Consider the following 19,365-nt stretch of genomic DNA (forward strand, 5'->3'; position numbering starts at 1 on the left):
AATACTCAATAGGTAAACCATTGCCACTCAATCAAGGGCACATGGGAATATCATTACGTGTCTATAGATCAGGGTTCGCCACCTGATACATCACATAATCATGGTAACCTGTGGTCACTTTGTAATAGCCGCACAACTCGCTATCCAATTTAGGGTCGCCACTATCCACAATTAACGGGCGTCCTTCAAGTGCTTTTAGCTTAGTTTTAGTGGCGAGGATAATAATATTGTCTTTTCCGATGCGCCGAATAAGCTCCGGTGACAGTTGTTGATTACCGCGCCCAAGGATATGACCCTGGCCGCCAATCAAGGTAATCACCAATTTGGCCTGCTTATCTTGGGTGAGTTCGAGTAACTGTTTTGCACTTAAGTCTGAGGCGACTAGATTTTTATCTTGAATAAGATCAACACCTAATAGCGTATTATCCAGCCCCAACTCTTCCATCACAAAGGCAACCGTACTGCCAGAGCCCATAATATAAAGCGCATCGTCCATTTGATTGATCACATCGGCGGCGATATCGGCCAGCACTAACTCATCGACTTCCCTGCCGCCCATCTTCACCGCTTGCACATAACGCGGCTCGGCGGGGACTAAGAGTTCGCCAAAGCGTTTAGCGCGCACTGTGCCTTGGCGAAAGGCCACTTCGTCGATATCCATCACATCGGCGGACATCAAACTCACCAATTCACCATCGAGTAACATTTTAACCACCATGCCAGAGGCATGGGGCGTAATACCATAAACGCCAGAATGGATTTTCACGCCCGCGGGCACACCGAGTACGGGGAGTTTATCGTCGATAGTGGCTTGTTCAAATACTGAATAAATATCCCGGGCCGTACCATCACCGCCGGCAAAGAGCAATAAATCCAGCGGCTCATCCAGCAGTGTGCGCACCACGGCTTGAGTATCCAACGCCTGGGTTTTATCGGGGGTTTGATACACCACGCGCGTAGTAAAACCGAGCGTTTTAGCGACATCCTCGCCCATCACACCCGAGGCGGTGATCACTTCAATCTCATCGGCATAATCTTTAATGACTTCAAGGGCCTGCCTCATGCGCAAAGGGGCTTTGGGTTCAGCGCCTAATGCGAGTGCTTGCTCTGCAACACCGTCGCTGCCCTTAAGACCGACACTGCCGCCTAAGCCAGCCAAAGGATTAATCACTAATCCTAAACGAAACCGAACCACCTTTACCTCTCTAAGCTCAATCGGATTGTTGTTATACACTGTTGTTTTACAAAGATAGTTATGCCAGCGAGGAATTAGGCAGTTTGAAGATTGGCATCTGGTTTATCCCTAGGAATAAAAAATACCGCCAGCATAGCCGCAAAAGCACACACGGCGGCGAACACCCAAGACCAAACTGCCCCGCTACCATCGCCCCAAATATAGCCGCAAATCCAAGTGCCGAGCGCGCCGCCAACCCCAAAACTTAAGCTGGCATACAGGGCTTGGCCTTGGCTTCGATGGCTCGCATCAAAATGCCGGTGCACAAATTGAATCGATGCCGCGTGGGTCAGACCAAAGGTAAAGGCATGTAATACCTGACTTAAACCCAGTAACAATAAGCTCTCGACGCCAAAGGCCACCAATAACCAACGCGCCGCCGTCATGGCAATACTGACAATGAGTAGAGTATTAACGCCATATCGTCCCAGCAAACGCGGTGCAAACATAAACATCACAATTTCGGCCATAGCACCAAGGGCAACAAATATCCCCGCCGAGGATTCCGAGTAACCCGCTTGCTTTAAATACAAGACGAAGAAGCCGTAGAAAGGCCCTGCGCTCATCTGAAGCAACATGGCGGAAATCATGAACCACACAATTGGCTTAGTCCATTTAAGGGGCAGTCGCTCCTGCCCTGCAGGACGCACCGCCCGATTGGCGGGCAGCGGCAAAGCGCTAAGCAGCATTCCGGTAAATAACACCAAGCCGATATAAGGTAAAACTTCGGTGCCCCACTGCCCAATCGCAAATCCCGCACCAACAACAAGGCAGATATAACCTATGCTGCCAAAACTGCGAATTTGACCATAACGACTGGCATTTTCGCCTAAGGTTTCTAAGGTGATCACCTCAAGCTGGGCGAGGATTGCGTTCCAAAAGAAAGTGTATAAGGCCAAGCTCAGGGCCATATACACAAAACCGCCATGGTAAAAGAAACTTAAATAGGCCAGTGCGGCAGCGAATGCCCCCATCTTAATCAATTCGGCGCGCATGCCAGTGCGATCAGCCACCTTGGCCCACACATTCGGTGCAACGATGCGGGTTGCCATCAGAATAGCGAGTAAAAAACCAATCTCTTGGGGATTAAAACCGCGATTCTCGAAAAAGACCCCAAGATAGGGGATCATAGTGCCGAGAATCGAAAAGAAGAAAAAATAACAGGCACAAAGCCAGCGCAATTGCCGGCTTGTGCTAGAGGGAGTTGACATTAACGCATTCCATTTATCTCATGCCACACATCGAATTCATGATTGTATGCCGCCTATCTCATACCACTTATCGCATACCAAGCACGGGCGTGTGGCTACAAACACCTTGATTTTGCGCTCTGTGTCTTAGTAAGTGATCCATCAGCACAATGGCCAGCATAGCTTCGGCAATCGGTACCGCGCGGATCCCAACGCAAGGATCGTGGCGCCCCTTAGTGACGACTTCGGCCATTTCACCCTGCGCCGTCATACTTTGGCCCGGCACGCTGATGCTTGATGTGGGTTTTAATGCAATATGGGCAATAATCGGCTGACCTGAGGAAATGCCACCGAGCACACCACCCGCATGGTTGGATTCAAACCCCAATGGCGACATTAAGTCACGGCCCTCGGAGCCCTTTTGCGTTACCACGCCAAAACCATCACCAATTTCAACGCCTTTAACGGCATTAATGCCCATTAGAGCGTGGGCGATATCGGCATCGAGTCTATCAAATACGGGTTCACCTAAACCGACGGGAACGCCAGTGGCCACAACGGAGATTTTAGCGCCAATGGAATCACCGGACTTTTTCAGCTCACGCATGTATTCATCCAAAGCCTCAAGCTTGCTGGCATCGGGGAAAAAGAACGCGTTTTGTTCTATCTGGCTAAGATCAATGCTGTCGGCGCAAATGGGGCCGAGCTGGGACATATACCCATAAATCTCAATCCCATGGACCTGCTTTAAATACTTTTTCGCCACCGCACCCGCCGCCACACGCATCGCGGTTTCACGGGCTGACGAGCGGCCACCACCACGGTAATCGCGCATACCGTACTTTTGTTGGTAGGTATAATCTGCGTGCCCAGGTCGAAATAAGTCTTTGATATTTGAGTAATCTTGACTGCGTTGATCGGTATTTTCGATCAAGAGTCCAATCGAGGTGCCCGTGGTCTTACCTTCGAAAACGCCGGATAAAATCCGCACTTCGTCGCTCTCACGGCGGGCCGTGGTATAGCGGGATGTCCCTGGCCGGCGGCGGTCTAAATCGTGCTGCATATCGGCTTCGGTCAATTCAAGCCCTGGCGGGCAACCATCAATAATGCAACCCAGTGCAACACCGTGACTCTCACCAAACGTCGTCACTACAAAATTTTGACCAATACTGTTTCCAGACATCCGCTTTATACACCTTAGGTTATTAGTTCATCGCTCCGTGTCCAGCGAGTGCTAGACAATTTATTTTCCCGCTGCAAGCCTAACTGGCAGCGGGAAAAGACTCAACCTAATTTGCTATCTTAGGCTATTGCGCGTCGCGATAAATAGCGAAGATCGACTGATGTTCGAGCAGTTGGTCACGGGTCAATACAAACACCCCATCACCCCCATTTTCGAAATTCACCCAAGTAAATGGCACTTCGGAGAATTGCTCGACCAAATGCACCATAGAGTTCCCCACCTCCACCACTAGAATGCCTGTCGGTGTTAAGTACTGCGCAGCATTGGCGAGAATACGTTTAGTCAAATCTAAGCCATCGGGCCCAGAGGCTAAGCCAATAGCGGGTTCATGGTGATATTCATCCGGCATGTCGCCAATATCTTCAGCATCCACATAGGGTGGGTTTGAGACAATCAAATCGTACTGTGGGCCTTCGGGAATGGCTGAGAATAGATCCGATTGCATCGGAAATACGCGGTCCATAACCCCTAAGGTTTCAATGTTGATCTGCGCCACATCTAAGGCATCTTCACTGATATCCAGTGCGTCCACTTCGGCCTCTTCAAATTCATAGGCGCAGGCAATAGCGATACAACCGCTGCCCGTGCATAAATCTAAAATTCGCGTCACGGGTTTGTTATATAACCAAGGGCTAAAACGATTGGCGATCATTTCGGCAATCGGCGAACGCGGTACTAATACGCGCTCATCGACATAAAACTCAAGCCCTGCGAAACGGGCTTTGTTGGTCAGGTAAGGCACGGGTAAGCGCTCCCTGACACGGCGAATAATCAGTTCAACGATTTTATGTTTTTCGCTACTGGTTAAATTGCTCAGGATCACCTGCTGGCCGATTTCTTCGGGTAAGTGTAAGGCATGGAAAACTAAAGCAATAGCTTCATCCCACGCATTGTCAGTCCCATGACCATAGTACAGATTAGCGTCGTTAAAACGGCTTACAGCCCAACGTAACATATCGCCAATAGTGCGTAATTCTGTCACAGCTTCATCTACAAAGATCTTATCCAAAACGTGCTCCCGCTAGTTTGTTCGGCAAACATTGTAACTGAACTCTATTCAGAAACCATAGGATTCAATAGAATACCCGCCCATGAATAAAGACGATGACCAAGAAGGCTTAGCGATGTTCTCAGCGCTTATCGATGGGATCAAACCTATCACTCAAGATAAGCGGCACTTTCGCACGCCCTTAAAAACCAAACAAGAAATAGCACTGAAAGAGCAGCAACTGCATGCTAACAGTTATTTCTCAGATACTTATCAACCGTTATTGCCAGTACAAGGCCCGATGCGTTGGTTAGATGATGGCGTGGATAGCCTAGAGTTAAAACGCCTAAGACGTGGGGATTACCAGCCAGATTTGCTGCTAGATTTGCATGGCTATCGCCAGTCGGAAGCCAAACTTGAGTTAGCGGCGCTGATCCAAGCCTGCGTTAAGCAACAGAGTCTGTGTTGTTGTGTTATGCACGGTTACGGCAGCGGTATTTTGAAGCAACAAGTCCCCATGTGGCTAGTGCAGCATCCTATGGTAAAAGCCTTCCATCAGGCCCCGAAAGAATGGGGGGGCGATGCCGCGCTTTTAGTCTTGATTGATATTGGCGAACAACCCCATAGACGCTAACTAATGCTATGGGGAGCATGCTGCCACACAATTGAAGCTTGCTCGGCATGCTTATCGATAAGGGTAATGCCCGAGGTGGCAAATAACGGCGGCTCCACGCCTGCGACTAACTCGCTCACTAAATAGCCGAGCAGTGGCATATGGGAAATAATCAGCACTGAATCTGCTTTATACAATTCAGCGTAGGCAACCACTAATGCGGCGACATTGGCGGGATCACCAGAGGGCACAAGATCATCCAACACTAACCACTTACGCGGTTCAGGAAAATGCTGACTCAATTCCTGCCATGTTTGCTGCGCACGTAAGTAAGGGCTCACCAAAACAAGGTCAAAATCACTGATGCTGCGAGCCAGCCAATTACTCATAAATACAGTATGGTGTCTTCCTAAATCGGTGAGAGTTCTGTCCCTATCGGACTGAGCATTAAATCCAGCGTCACCGTGTCGCATCAAAAATAGCTGCATACTTCTCTCGCTACTCACACTTGTTTTTGTTTTATCCCAATTGTAGCCCTAAAATTCATTTCAACAAACCATGTAAGACTTAATCTTTAGTCGATAAACACAAGAGATATTTGCTAAAAACCATTAAGACTATCAATATATAACAAGCTATCGTTATCGGAGTGTCTCATTGCAAGCCTCTCAGTCCATTTATAAAAGTCCAAACGATCACCGCCAGTACCGTTATCTTGTATTAGATAACGCACTAAGAGTGTTATTGGTTGAAGATCAAGATGCGAGTCAAGCGGCTGCATCTATGGCTGTCGGTGTGGGTCATTTCGATGATCCTGTGGATAGACCTGGAATGGCACATTTTTTAGAGCATATGCTCTTCCTTGGTACCGAGAAATTCCCCGATTCTGGCGAGTATCACGCTTTTATTAACCAACATGGCGGCAGCAATAACGCTTGGACGGGTACTGAACACACTAACTTCTTTTTTACGATCAATTCGGACGTGTTTGCCGATTCTTTAGACAGGTTTAGTCAATTTTTTATCGCGCCTAAGTTTGACCTAGAGTTAGTCGATAGGGAGCGACAAGCCATTGAATCGGAATTTAGTTTAAAGCTGAAGGATGATATACGTCGCACCTATCAAGTACTGAAAGAGACGGTTAATCCGCTGCACCCTTTCTCGAAATTTTCCGTGGGTAATTTAGAGACCTTAGGTGGAGAACAGGCACAGGTACGCAGCGAACTACTCGACTTCTACCAGAGCCATTACAGCGCCAACTTAATGACACTGTGTTTAGTCGCGCCGCTTTCCCTAGATGAATTACAGGACTTAGCAAGTCATTACTTTAGCGGGATCCGCAACTTAAATTTAGTGAAAAACTATCCTCAAGTGCCGCTTTTTTCAGAAAAAGAACTGCTAAAACAAGTTGATATAATTCCACTGAAAGAACAAAAGCGTTTAAACATCAGCTTTAATTTCCCGGGGATTGACCACTACTATAAACGTAAGCCGTTGACTTATATCAGCCATATTTTAGGCAATGAGAGTAAAGGCAGTTTACTTTCCTATCTTAAAGATCAGGGGCTAGTGAATAACTTGTCTGCGGGAGGCGGTGTTAACGGCTACAACTTCAAAGATTACAGTATTGGCTTGCAGTTAACCGATAAGGGACTGGCTAATCTCGATGACATTATTTGCAGTTGTTTCGAATATATTGAACTCATCAAAATCCAAGGTTTAGATGAGTGGCGTTATTTAGAGCGCGCGAACCTGCTCAAAATGGCATTTCGTTACCAAGAGCAAGTTAAATCCCTTGATTTAGCCAGCCATCTCAGCATCAATATGCATCACTATGAAGTCGAGGACTTAGTCTTCGGCGATTATCGTATGGATGGGTTAGATGTCCCTGAAACTATTGAGCTACTCGAATTGATGACGCCCCAAAACATGCGTCTGCAGCTTATTGCCCAATCGGTGACGACGGATCATATCGCCAGCTGGTATCACACTCCTTACAAAATCCGGCCGATTACACCAGAATCCCTCGAAGGATGGCAAGTTAAGCATATTCGCCCCGAGTTACAATTACCTACACCCAATCCTTTTATCGTCGCTGACTCGATTGCTCGCCCCGATAAAAGCGATGTTGACGTACCTGTAATAGTCGCAGAATCAGTTGGATACCGAATTTGGCATAAGAAAGATGATGAATTTAATGTGCCCAAAGGCCATATGTATTTATCACTGGATTCAGAACAGGCGAGTAAAACCCCAAGACATGCTGCCCTGACCCGCTTATATGTTGAAATGTTGCTCGACTATCTAACCGAACCCACTTATCAAGCCGAGGTTGCGGGGTTAAGCTACAATATTTACCCACACCAAGGCGGGATAACCCTGCATTTATCGGGCTTTACGGGTAATCAAGAAACCCTATTAGCCTTGCTTATCCAAAAAGCAAGGGAACGTAACTTTACCGAAGAGCGCTTTGCCTTAATAAAATCCCAATTACTTCGCAGTTGGCAGAACCTCGCGCAGGCTAAACCCATTTCACAATTATTCACCAGCCTAACAGTTACGCTGCAAAAGCGCAGTTATGAACCTGCGCGCATGGCACAAGAGTTAGAAAACATCACCCTAGAAGATTTGCATAACCACGTGCGTGCTTTCTACGAGAAGATCTATCTTGAAGGATTAGTCTATGGGGACTGGTTAGTCTCCGAAGCCCAAGCACTCGGCAAACGCCTAGAACATATTTTATCCCTAGTCTCGACACCGAGTGCCGAATCCACAAGGGAATTAGTCAATCTAACGGGTCAAGGCACCCTGCTTAGAGAACTTGCGATAGATCACCAAGACAGCGCAATTATAGTGTATTACCAATCGGCCACTGCAACGCCCGAAAAAATGGCACTGTTCAGCTTACTTAATCATACTATGTCCTCTACTTTCTTCCATGAGCTGCGTACAGAAAAGCAATTAGGCTACATGGTCGGCACAGGGTATTTGCCACTCAATCGTCATCCTGGGCTTATTTTCTATATTCAGTCACCCACAACTGGGCCACTACATTTATTAGAGGCCATCGACGAGTTTATTGCCGACTTTAACTACGCCGTAATGCAAATTACCAATGAGGAATGGGAAAGTACAAAACTCGGCCTGATAAACCAAGTAATGGAACACGATGCCAACTTAAAGACTCGTAGCCAACGATATTGGGTCAGCGTGGGTAATCGGGATTATCAATTTAACCAAAGAGAATTAGTCGTAGCAGAAATCACTAAGCTCACTCGCCCAGATTTAATCAAATTTATGATGCGTAAAATGCGCACAAAACACAGTGACCGCTTAGTGCTATTTAGCACGGGTGAACAACATAGGACACAGGCAGCACTAGCCTCAGATAAAATGATCACCGATCTCAAATCGTTCAAACAAAATGCCGACAAGTTTAATTTTTAAGCGTTGAATATAAATAAATGTGCTAGAACACAATTTACAGTGAACAACCAAAATCCCTATCCCAGAGTGATTATACAGCAGTATCTTTCACTCTGAGTCGTAAACGCGATGCAAAACACGCTTAGATGCTCTATTCTTACATTGGAACAGCACAACTTTGCACCATCTACATGCTATTAAAAGGATTTTTTACAATCTCAGTTTTGACAAATCCGTCACTTTCTGGAAAAGTGGTGTAACACAATTGTTTCATGGCATCACCGGATAAAAAGAACAAACACTATGCCTAAAGCACTCTTGAAAATCGTCTTACTCGTCGTTTTATGCATTAGTGCATTCGAAAATGTAAGCGCGTTCCCCTTTTCAGATAAATCTCCAATTATCCTACAATCACAATCTTTTGGTGTTCCGCAAGGACTCTCGCAGAGCACTGTGACATCTATAGTTCAAGATCACGATGGCTATATTTGGATAGGGACATTCAACGGGCTAAACCGATTTGATGGAAAAAGTTTTAAGCATTTTTATGCTAATGATACCAAAAATAGTCTACCTAGTTCTTTTATTAGAAGTTTATTAATTGATGACCAAGGTGTTTTATATATAGGAACTGATAATGGTTTAGTCATATATAATAAACTCCAAGAAACATTTACTCCTTATGGTGTTTCGGTACAAAAATCACCTATATGGAGCCTCAACTCTAATAAAAACAGTGTAGTAGTAGGAACAAACAAAGCGATCATAGATATAAATAGCAAAGAACAGGTCTACGAACTTTCACAAAAAGGGTTAAGTGAAATAAAAAAGGCAATCAAAGTAAACGATAACTACTACATAAAAGACTACGCTGGTACATTATTTAAACTCACCAACGGTGAGCTAAAAGAAATAACACGCAAAACAATTGATTTTGAGGAAAGTAATGATAATTCCCTACTTATATCATTAAGTGATGGGCTATATGAATATAACAACGATAAAATTAAAAAAATTGACCATCGCGTTTTCTCTCAACTTTTAAAATATAAAAACAATATTTATGGTTTTACTGGTGAAAGTATAATCGATATCTCCAGCAATATTATTATCGGGAATATCCCCCTTGCTCACACCGACAATATATCTACATTTATGGCAACAGAAGATATTTTTATATTAGGTAGCATTGACAATGGTTTTAGCGTTATAAAAAAAGTAAACAATCTAGTCCAACAAACTAATTTAGCAACAGAGAACACTTGGCACCTGACCAAAAACACCAGAGGCTTTTTAGTTTCATCAGAATCTGAAAAAATAAACCTTTTTGACAACAGCTTTAATTTAATTGAAAGTTTCGACACTAAAGCAAAAGGATATAAATACTCAGTACTAAATGATGACGGACTCTATTTTGGAACAAGTGATGGGTTATACTTAAAATCAAGCGATTCCGTAAAACTAATTAGCAAAAAAACTATATCATCATTATCTATAGATCCTCAAGGCCTTACAATAGCTGCAGGAACACCAAATGGAAAAATCTTAATCATTAACAATGGAGAAGTTACCAACCTTATTGACACTAAAAATAACGACCCTATTTTTGATATAGAATTAGAATCAAGTGAATTATTATATATAGCAGGCCAAGGTGGATTAGCAAAGTATGAAAGTGGACATCTAAAAAATTTAAGCAACGAAATAACCTATAGCATCGAAAAGAACGACAACGGAATATATTTCGGAACATCGACATCATTAATGTCGTATAATAAACAAGACAATAGTATTTCAGAGATACTATCCAATAACAAGGAGATCTATTCCATTGTTAACAGTGACAATTACATAACGGCATCTTCATTAAGCGAAGTCATTATTTTTGAGAAGAAAACTAAAGCTTCTTACACATTAAGAACAGCAAATGGCAGCCAATACGAGTATAACTCACCAAATGGACTTGATGTAAATGGACATATACTACTCGCAGGACTTAATGGGATTAGTTTGGTACTTCCTGAGGAAGTAATTAATTATATAAAAAGAAACAATAAAAATAAAACTGAAATATCTGACTTTCTAGTATTCAATATAGTTCAGAATCAAGATAGCAAATATTTAAAACAATCAATTTCAGCCTCAACTGAAATATCACTAAAATATTCTGACTATCCATTTTCTTTTAACTTTATATCACCTATGTCAGATGATGCTTCAACCAATTACTACTATAGAATGTTCGGCCTTTCAGACACATGGATATCTGCGAATGGAACAAACTCGGCTACATATACAAACCTATCACCAGGGAAGTACACTTTTCAAGTATATGCAGTTAATTCCCTTTCCGGTGAGAAAGCAGTAACAAAAGAATTAGATATAATTATAACACCTCCCTGGTGGTCATCATATCAAGCAAAAATCATATATATAGTAATTTCAATATTTATTTTATTCATCATTGCAAAAGCAATTTTACGCCGTAGAGAAACCCAAAGACAAATAGCTCTGAGTGAAGAGCGATTAAAACTTTCCCTATGGGGAAGCGGCGATGAGATGTGGGACTGGGATATAGAAACAGGCAATATTTTTCGCTCCAATATCTGGGGAGCATTAGAATTCCCACGCGATGGCCACCGTTCGGGTAAATCGGATGAAGAGAGTAATATCCATCCTATGGATCAAGAGCGTGTTAGAGAGGCTCTCAATAAACATTTTTACGGTGAAACAGACCATTTTGAAGCGGCATATAGGGTAAAGGGTAAAGATGATAATTGGGTTTGGATTTTAGACCGCGCTAAGATTGTGGAGCGTGATGACAAAGATAACGCCCTGCGAATGACAGGAACCATTAAAAATATTAGCCAGTTTAAGCAAAAAGAAGAACAGCTAAAATTATTCGAAAAAGCAATTGAAAACATTTCAGAAGGCATGTTTATTCTCGACAGTGAATATCGTTTTGTCGAAGTCAATGAAGCCTGTTGTAAAATCTCGTTACGAAACCGCTCAGAATTTATTGGCAATTTATTAACTTTTGATTTGTATCCAGAGTCATTTTCGATTCAAATTCGAACTATGCTTAAACAGCAAGGCCGCTGGGCTAACGAAGTAGAAGCTGCCAGAGGAGATAAGAGCCATTTTCATATGGAACTCACCATAGATGCTATTTATGATGAGCTTGGTGAACTTTCACACTACGTAGGTGTTTTTTCTGATATATCTCGACGTAAGCAGCAGGAAGAAGAACTCAGAAAATTAACCAACAATGACCTTCTTACGGGGCTACCTAATCGCTCAAACTTACAAGTCACCCTAAGTAACTTGGTGAATAAAGAAATATCCCACACCCTAATGGTATTAGATTTAGACAATTTCAAACGTATTAATGACTCCTTAGGACATCAAATTGGAGATCAATTACTCAAATTAGTGTCGGTAAGAATCAAATCATCACTCCCAAGAAACACCAGTATTTACCGCCTTGGAGGAGATGAATTTGCCATAGTACTAGATAAGGATTCGGATATTAGCGCCAGTGCGGTAATGGCAGGAAGAGTCATAGAAGCTTTTAAGACCGCTTTTGATATTAATCATGAACAATTAGTCTTAGGACTCAGCATAGGTATCGTACTTTACCCTGAGGATGAGCAAAATGAGCAAGCATTGCTCAGAAAAGCGGATATTGCCATGTACCATGCAAAATCAGCTGGCGGCAATTGCTATCAATTTTATTCTGAGTCATTAAATCAGCATGCGATTCGACAACTAGAAATTGAAAATCTGATACGAGAAGGATTAAAAGAAGACCTATTTGAAGTTTACTATCAACCTAAGGTTGATCTGAAGCGCGGCCGTGTTGCTGGCATGGAAGCGCTTGTAAGATTAAATCATCCAACGCACGGCTTAATTCCGCCTAATGATTTTATTCCTCTCGCGGAAGAAAATGGATTAATTGTAGAAATTGGCGAGATTGTGTTACGCAAAGCTTGTTTCGCCGCCCAGAAATGGCGGGAGCAAGGTCTGTTCAATGGTAGAGTCGCCGTCAATTTATCGTCACGTCAGTTTGCCCTACCCGATATTCAGCAACGAATAGAGTCAATTTTAAGACTAACTCAGTTACCTGCATGCCACCTTGAATTAGAAATAACCGAAGGTACTGTTATTAAACAACCAGAAAAAGCCATTATCGTTATGCAACAACTTGCCAAAATGGGAGTGAGCCTCGCTTTAGATGATTTTGGAACGGGTTACTCATCACTATCCTATTTAAAACGCTTTCCTATTCATACCCTCAAAATAGATAAAGCCTTTGTTGATGATATAGATAAGTCGGACCGCGATTTAAAGATGGTCGACTCTATCATTACCATTGCCCACAATATGGGACTTTCTGTGGTGGGAGAAGGCGTAGAACAAACCGCACAGTTAAATATTTTACGTGCACTCAACTGTGAAGAAATTCAAGGTTACATTTTCAGCAAAGCGATAAAAGAGACTGAGTTTACCCTGTTACTTCAACAGGACATGGCAAAATCAAACACTAAAATCAACATAACTTAATCATATTCATCTCAATTGGGTTGCGATTTCAAAACATTGGCACAACAGATGCATTAGTTATCTCAGTGTCAATAATAAATCAATATCAACTACCTGAGAGAGAATGGACATGATTAAAGGAATATTAACCGCTGCTGCATTACTGTCTTCTATTGGTTTTGTAGCGAATAGCTTAGCACTTGAACATAATACAAATTTAGAATTAAAGACTCTGGCTGTTAATGCAAAACCAGCTACGGAGTTAACTCCTCTTGAACTTGCTGGCCATCCTTACGTTAAATTCAGACCCTTCGAAATTGCTGGGCATCCATACGTTAAATTCAAGCCCTTTGAAATTGCTGGGCATCCATACGTCAAGTTCAAGCCCTTTGAAATTGCTGGACATCCATACGTCAAGTTCAAGCCCTTTGAAATTGCTGGGCATCCATACGTCAAATTCAAGCCCTTTGAAATTGCTGGACATCCATACGTCAAGTTCAAGCCCTTTGAAATTGCTGGACATCCATACGTCAAGTTCAAGCCCTTTGAAATTGCTGGACATCCATACGTCAAGTTCAAACCTATTGAAATTGCAGGACATCCTTACGTTAAATTCATTAACTCTGAAGTTGCATAACATTAATCAGGCTAAGGAGAATGACTATGCTAAATTCAATCAAAAAAGCACTCGGTTTATCTAAGCCAGCGCGTAAAAAAGTTAAATTACCTGAAGGTCTAAATCACCTCGAAGTGATTTCTGCAAAGGGTTGGTGGAACTAAATTCCCCCACCTGTGATAATCAGTTAGCTGATACTGCTGACTGAAATTAAGCTAGCGCAGCTTAGAAAACAATAAAGGGAGCATAGCTCCCTTTAGTTTTTAAATACCGAGATCAAGTTATAAAAATCTATAAATACTTATAAATCAAAACGCTAACATCCACTCTTTCTGACAACGTATCTTCCTCAGTGCCAAGTGACTATGGGCAGTAAAGAGCGGAAAAGCCAAAGGGCCTAATATAAACCCCACTATCGCCCAATACTTAACTGAAAGACCTGCGGTAAATGCTGCCAAGCCAAAATACCAAGCCGAGATAAATGCAAGTAAAACGATCAGCAAAACCACAAATAACCCCTTTAGAAACAAATAGAATCATATCGTTAGGAAATATCATCCCTTATCAAAAAGAGCTCACGCACTCACTGTCCATAGCCCTTTTTTGTAATCCCACTCAAATGGCGAAATCAGTTATGTGCACAGCACTCAGTAAAGTCCCTCACTAAGAGCAAAACAGTTAGCGTTAGCAGTTTCCATTCGAGGGCACGGATGATACAAGATATCCGCCCCTGTTGTGAACACTTTTTAGGCAAAAACATGCCTTGTGGCAATAAAAAAACGGCAATCAACTGCCGTTTTTTTGTTCAATTCAATGAGAGCGGACTGAAAACAAATAGCTTAGAAAAAACGCTTATTCTCTTGCGCCATCACTTTTAAGCGCTCACAGGGCTCAAATCTGTCACCGAATTGACTTTGATAACCTTCAAGAATTCGCACTAAATTCGCGGCGCCCAAAGTGTCAATATAGTGAAATGGTCCACCGAGGAATGGCGGGAAGCCAATACCGAAAATAGCGCCAATATCACCGTCTCTTGGCGATGCGATAATGCCTTGATCTAAACAACGCACCGCTTCATTGAGCATTTGTACAACACAACGCTCGGCAAGTGCTTTTACGTCTTTATTGGTGCTAGGCTTAATGCCTAACACGCCATAAACGCTCTCATCGACGACTTTCGCTTTCTTGCTAGAGTCTTTTTGGCCGTATTGATAAAAGCCTTTGCCATTTTTGCGGCCTTTACGATCGTCTGCCAAAAGCTTGTCGAATGCGGCTGGCGCTTTAAAACGTTCACCCAATTCTTTCTCAAGGATCGGTGAAATTTTTGCGCCCACGTCGATTCCTACTTCGTCAAGCAAAGTAATGGGGCCCACAGGGAAGCCAAATTTCACTAAAGCTTTATCCAAATGCTCAACACTTTGGCCTTCGAGTAGTAATTGCGCGGCCTCATTCATATACAGAGCCAGAATACGGTTCACGTAGAAACCCGCACCATCCTGCACCACTATCGGTGTTTTACCTTGTTTACGGGCAAATGCGACAGTAGTCGCAATGGTTTCTGGCGACGTTTTAGCATGGGCAATCACTTCCACTAGCGGCATTTTTTCCACTGGCGAGAAATAATGCAGACCAATCACATTTTCAGGACGTGTCGCCGCCTCGGCGATTTGGCTAATCGGCAAAGATGAGGTGTTTGACGCAAAAATAGTGTGCTCACCACACTCACGCTCAATGTCTTTCACCATTTGATGCTTAAGCGCTAAGTCTTCAAATACCGCTTCCACAACGATGTCGGCATCTTTAACGCCTTTATACTCAGTGGTTGTGGTCATCAGCGCCATTAAATTGTCACGGGCGGCGGGCGTCATATGGCGGCGCTTTACCCCTTTATCTAACAACTTATAGGCATAAGATAAAGCATTGCTTAAGCCCTTTTCGCTGATGTCTTTTACGCGAACGGGAATTTTAGCCTTGGTCGTCGTGACAGAGGCGATACCGCCACCCATTAAACCACCACCTAAGATCACCGCTTTCTTCACTTTACGCGGCGTAGCACCCTCAGCGCCGGTTTCTTTCTTCATTTCTGTGGTGGCGAAGAAAATGCTGCGCAGCGCTTCAGACTCTTTCGATACCACTAATTCAGCAAAGTGACTCGCTTCGACTTCTAGCCCTTTTTGCATCCCCTTCGCAATCCCTTGACGCACGCAGTCAATAATCTTGGCTGGTGCTGGATAATTACCTTGGGTTTTCTTTTCGACTTGTTTAGTCGCTTGATCGAAAATAATGTTACGGCCAAAGCTCGTGCCTTCAAGCACTCGATTAACCAGTGACTTTTTAACAGGTTTCGGTGCACGTTTACCTGCAAGCGCCATCTCAACTGCGGTTTGCAGTAAAATGGTCTGCGGCACAACATCATTCACTAAGCCCATTTTCAAGGCTTGTTTAGGACGGATTTGTTTACCGGTGAGCATCATATCTAAGGCGGTGGTAATGCCGACTAAACGAGGCAGACGTTGAGTGCCGCCACCACCGGGCAATAAACCAAGTTGAACTTCCGGTACGCCGAGCATAGTCTTGCCATCGTCGCTACATACCCTTTGATGGCAGGCTAAGGCTAACTCTAAACCACCACCTAAACAGGCACCGTGGATTGCCGCAACCACAGGAATTTTTAAGGCTTCTAACTCATTAAAAACCACATGGCCTTGCTGGGATAAGGCTTTGGCATCGCCCGCCGTTTTACAGGCATCGAGCATAGAAATATCTGCGCCCGCGACAAAAGAATCTTTTTTGCCCGAGATCAGCACTAAACCGCGAATGCTCGAATCACTTTTGATCTCGGCCAGAATTTCACTGATTTCAGGGCCAAACTGCGCTTTTAGGGTGTTCATGGTTTCGCCAGGAACATCCATAGTCAAGATGGCAATGCCGTCGTCGCGGCGGGTTAAATTAAAGGTCTTTTCCATGCCGATTACTCCACTTCCACTATCATAGCCACGCCCAAACCACCGGCCGCACAGGCCGTCGTTAAGCCAGTTCCACCACCACGGCGCTTAAGCTCACGACACACTTGGGTGATTAAACGGGTTCCCGTTGCCGCAAAAGGATGACCATAGGCGAGCGAGCCGCCAAGCACGTTAAACTTACTCATATCGATTTCGCCAATCGCGCGGTTGCGGCCGAGTTTTTCTTCGGCAAATTTTTTCGACGCAAACATCTGCATATTCGCTAATGTCTGCGCCGCAAAGGCTTCATGCATTTCAATCAGGGTAAGATCTTCTAGCTCCATTCCAGCACGCTTCAGCGCCAATGGCGTCGCGTAGGATGGCCCCATCAGCATATCTTGCCACACATCAATGGCGCTAAAAGCGTAGCTCTTAATGTAGCCAATTGGTTGATAACCTAAGGCTTTGGCCCGACCTTCACTCATCAGGATAATTGCCGACGCACCGTCCGTCAGTGGCGTACTGTTGGCCGCCGTCACAGTACCATGTTGTTTGTCGAATGCTGGGCGCAACTTAGCGTATGACTCCAGTACAGAGTTTTCGCGGATATTGTTATCGCGATCGATAAACTGCTTATAGGGCGGCACATGGGCAACCATCACTTCGTCACGCAAATGGCCAGAAGCCCAAGTTTCACTCGCTAAGGTGTGCGAGCGGTGCGCTAAAGCATCTTGATCGGCGCGGCTAATATTGTAGGTTTTTGCCATCTGCTCGGCGGTTTGTCCCATAGACAAGCCCGTTGAGTACTCGGCGACCGCAGGCGGTACAGGCAATAAATCTTTAATGCCTAAACGGCGGAAAATTTGTAATTTTTGGCCAAACGTGCGGGCTTTATTCAAATCGACTAACGCATGGGCTAATTTTTTCGACACTCCGATTGGCAATACAGAGGAAGAGTCGGCGCCGCCCGCAATACCGATGTCGATATTGCCTGTCATGATAGATTCGGCCACGTTGACGGCAGATTGGAAGCTAGTCGCACAGGCGCGAGTGACACTATAGGCATCGGTCGACACATTCATGCCAGTACCGAGTACGATTTCACGGGCGATGTTTGGCGCCGCAGGCATTTGCACCACTTGTCCATACACTAATTGCTCAATCAGCTTAGGATCGAGTTCAGAGCGCGCCAATAATTCATTGACCACCATTTTACCCATATCGAGCGCCGATACGCCGTGGAATGCCGTGGCTTGTTTCGCAAATGGCGTTCTTAAACCCGCAACTATCGCGATACGCTCGCCCTTGGCATTGGTTACCTGTTGTCTATCACTCATTTGTCACCCTCTTTATGTGCGCTATCGCTGAGAGATTTCAGGCGGCGCTATCGATTTCCATGTTTGACCCATTGTTTTTTATGTCTAAAAAAGTTCAATGACAGGTCTGACCATTAAAGTGTGATCTGATTCTAACTTCTTGTCAGCAAGTTTTAAACACCTGTTTGTTTTTTTAACACTAGCCAAACCCCAAGGGAATTCTTTACCATAGCGGTTGTCTATACCCCACACACGAATTTTCAACAGAAGAAAACGAGTAGCATCATGCCTTTGAGTCGCTTCCACGCACTACGCACTTACCTAAATAAGGTTGTTTTAGGGCAGCCAGTATTGACCGAAAATCTGCTCATTGCCTTAATTGCCAATGGCCACTTATTAGTTGAAGGCCCACCGGGACTGGCCAAGACACGTGCAGTAAAAGCCTTATGTGACGGAGTTGAGGGGGATTTTCACCGTATTCAATTTACCCCGGATCTGCTGCCCGCCGACTTAACTGGCACAGATATCTATCGCTCGCAGACTGGCACCTTCGAATTTGAAGCGGGGCCGATTTTCCACAATTTAATCTTGGCGGACGAAATTAACCGCGCCCCCGCCAAGGTACAATCTGCGCTGCTAGAAGCCATGGCCGAAGGTCAAGTCACCGTTGGTAAGCACAGCTATAAGCTTCCACCGCTGTTTTTAGTGATGGCAACCCAAAATCCATTAGAGAACGAAGGCACGTATCCGCTGCCCGAAGCACAGCTTGACCGTTTTCTGATGCACTTAAACCTTGATTACCCAAGCGGTGAGACTGAAATCGAAATTCTGCGTCAATCCCGCAAAGAAGCACTGACCCACGAATTGCCAACCACTGAGCCGATTGCTCAGGCGGATGTGTTTGCCGCCCGTGACGAAGCCATGGAAATCTATCTTGCCGAGCCGCTCGAAAAGTACATAGTCGAAATCGTGATGGCGACCCGTGAGCCTTTACGTTACAGCGAAGACTTAGCTAAGTGGCTTGAGTACGGCGTCAGCCCGCGCGCAACCATTTCATTAGAACGCTGCGCCCGCGCCCGTGCTTGGCTGCACGAGCGAGACTTTGTTTCACCGGAAGACATTCAAGCCGTCGCGCCAAATGTATTACGCCATAGACTCCTACTCAGCTACCAAGCACAGGCCGAAGGTGTCAGCCGCGATCACGTGATCAACCACATCTTAAGTCAAGTTGCAGTACCTTAACGGTGAAGAT

Annotated in this window: 13 protein-coding genes; 5 read left to right on the forward strand and 8 right to left on the reverse strand. The window is 44.5% G+C overall.

Annotation, left to right across the window (positions count from 1 at the left end; translation table 11 throughout):
• Nucleotides 1-61 precede the first annotated feature (61 nt).
• The 4 genes from JFT56_RS12400 to prmB all read right to left on the reverse strand — a co-directional run bounded on the left by JFT56_RS12400 (nt 62) and on the right by prmB (nt 4,676).
• Nucleotides 62-1,195: an ATP-NAD kinase family protein gene (locus tag JFT56_RS12400; RefSeq protein WP_198780400.1), complete on the reverse strand. Its 1,134-nt coding sequence runs from the start codon at nt 1,193-1,195 to the stop codon at nt 62-64.
• Between the two features lie 74 nt (nt 1,196-1,269).
• On the reverse strand, nt 1,270-2,445 hold the full coding sequence (locus JFT56_RS12405) for an MFS transporter (protein WP_198780401.1): 1,176 nt from the start codon (nt 2,443-2,445) through the stop codon (nt 1,270-1,272).
• 67 nt (nt 2,446-2,512) lie between these two features.
• Nucleotides 2,513-3,607: a chorismate synthase gene (gene aroC / locus JFT56_RS12410; RefSeq protein ID WP_198780402.1), complete on the reverse strand. Its 1,095-nt coding sequence runs from the start codon at nt 3,605-3,607 to the stop codon at nt 2,513-2,515.
• Nucleotides 3,608-3,731: 124 nt separating this feature from the next.
• A complete protein-coding gene (gene prmB / locus JFT56_RS12415) occupies nt 3,732-4,676 on the reverse strand; it encodes a 50S ribosomal protein L3 N(5)-glutamine methyltransferase (protein ID WP_198780403.1) in 945 nt (314 codons plus the stop codon).
• An 82-nt stretch (nt 4,677-4,758) separates the two neighbouring features.
• Here prmB and smrB point away from each other — a divergent pair, with 82 nt between their 5' ends.
• The gene (gene smrB / locus JFT56_RS12420; protein ID WP_198780404.1) at nt 4,759-5,289 is read left to right on the forward strand and encodes an endonuclease SmrB; all 531 of its coding nucleotides are present in this window, start codon (nt 4,759-4,761) and stop codon (nt 5,287-5,289) included.
• Here smrB and sixA read toward each other — a convergent pair.
• Nucleotides 5,286-5,756 (reverse strand): phosphohistidine phosphatase SixA, encoded by a 471-nt coding sequence (sixA, locus tag JFT56_RS12425; protein ID WP_198780405.1) that lies wholly within the window; start codon nt 5,754-5,756, stop codon nt 5,286-5,288. The two genes, smrB and sixA, sit on opposite strands and share 4 nt — an antisense overlap.
• A 169-nt stretch (nt 5,757-5,925) precedes the next feature.
• Here sixA and JFT56_RS12430 point away from each other — a divergent pair, with 169 nt between their 5' ends.
• The 3 genes from JFT56_RS12430 (at nt 5,926) to JFT56_RS12440 (ending at nt 13,873) form a co-directional block, all read left to right on the forward strand.
• Complete coding sequence (locus tag JFT56_RS12430) at nt 5,926-8,715, forward strand: insulinase family protein (protein ID WP_198780406.1); 2,790 nt, start codon at nt 5,926-5,928, stop codon at nt 8,713-8,715.
• A gap of 282 nt (nt 8,716-8,997) precedes the next feature.
• Nucleotides 8,998-13,257, forward strand: a complete 4,260-nt coding sequence (locus JFT56_RS12435) for an EAL domain-containing protein (protein ID WP_198780407.1) — start codon at nt 8,998-9,000, stop codon at nt 13,255-13,257.
• Nucleotides 13,258-13,366: 109 nt separating this feature from the next.
• The gene (locus tag JFT56_RS12440) at nt 13,367-13,873 is read left to right on the forward strand and encodes a hypothetical protein (RefSeq protein ID WP_198780408.1); all 507 of its coding nucleotides are present in this window, start codon (nt 13,367-13,369) and stop codon (nt 13,871-13,873) included.
• 287 nt (nt 13,874-14,160) lie between these two features.
• On the opposite strand, the gene JFT56_RS19945 is transcribed toward JFT56_RS12440, so the two are convergent.
• From JFT56_RS19945 to fadI, 3 genes are all read right to left on the reverse strand, one after another.
• Entirely contained in the window at nt 14,161-14,361 is a 201-nt protein-coding gene (locus tag JFT56_RS19945) for a hypothetical protein (protein WP_233095514.1), read from the reverse strand.
• Between the two features lie 330 nt (nt 14,362-14,691).
• Complete coding sequence (gene fadJ / locus JFT56_RS12445) at nt 14,692-16,818, reverse strand: fatty acid oxidation complex subunit alpha FadJ (RefSeq protein WP_198780409.1); 2,127 nt, start codon at nt 16,816-16,818, stop codon at nt 14,692-14,694.
• Between the two features lie 5 nt (nt 16,819-16,823).
• The gene (fadI, locus tag JFT56_RS12450) at nt 16,824-18,134 is read right to left on the reverse strand and encodes an acetyl-CoA C-acyltransferase FadI (protein ID WP_198780410.1); all 1,311 of its coding nucleotides are present in this window, start codon (nt 18,132-18,134) and stop codon (nt 16,824-16,826) included.
• Nucleotides 18,135-18,398: 264 nt separating this feature from the next.
• On the opposite strand from fadI, the gene JFT56_RS12455 reads away from it, so the two are divergent.
• A complete protein-coding gene (locus tag JFT56_RS12455) occupies nt 18,399-19,355 on the forward strand; it encodes an AAA family ATPase (protein WP_028761051.1) in 957 nt (318 codons plus the stop codon).
• Nucleotides 19,356-19,365 lie beyond the last annotated feature (10 nt).

This window comes from Shewanella putrefaciens, assembly GCF_016406305.1.
GTDB lineage: Bacteria > Pseudomonadota > Gammaproteobacteria > Enterobacterales > Shewanellaceae > Shewanella > Shewanella putrefaciens_C.